This is a genomic window from Exiguobacterium sp. s34, assembly GCF_018617435.1.
Classification (GTDB): Bacteria; Bacillota; Bacilli; order Exiguobacteriales; family Exiguobacteriaceae; genus Exiguobacterium; species Exiguobacterium aestuarii.
Map to the genome: position 1 here is coordinate 1 of NZ_JACSKE010000019.1, position 397 is coordinate 397.

General features: G+C 52.4%; 1 protein-coding gene. It reads right to left on the reverse strand.

What is annotated here, in order from left to right:
* The coding region (locus KNO87_RS15375; RefSeq protein ID WP_483299278.1) for a flagellin N-terminal helical domain-containing protein at positions 1-281 on the reverse strand (281 nt) is incomplete at its 3' end.
* Positions 282-397: the final 116 nt, after the last annotated feature.

Below are 397 nucleotides of genomic sequence, written 5' to 3' on the forward strand. Positions count from 1 at the left end.
GCAAGCTCACGCATGCGTTGGAGAATTGAGTGTGTCTCGTTCAAGGCGCCCTCTGCCGTCTGGATCAACGAGATGCCGTCCTGTGCGTTCTTTGCTCCCATGTCGAGACCACGGATTTGCCCGCGCATCTTTTCAGAGATAGCGAGACCCGCCGCGTCGTCACCAGCACGGTTGATGCGGAGACCTGAAGACAATTTCTCCATCGCTTTGCCCGTCTGTGATGTGTTGAATGACATGTTGCGATGTGCGTTCATCGAGTTAAGGTTGTGGTTGATAATCATTGTAAGTTCCCTCCATAGGTGTGATTCGGCCAAGTCCTTTTGGCCGTCTTAGTTTATTGGCTTACTGCTTAACGAAGAAGTTGGAGCACGGCTTGCGGCTGTTGGTTCGATTGGGC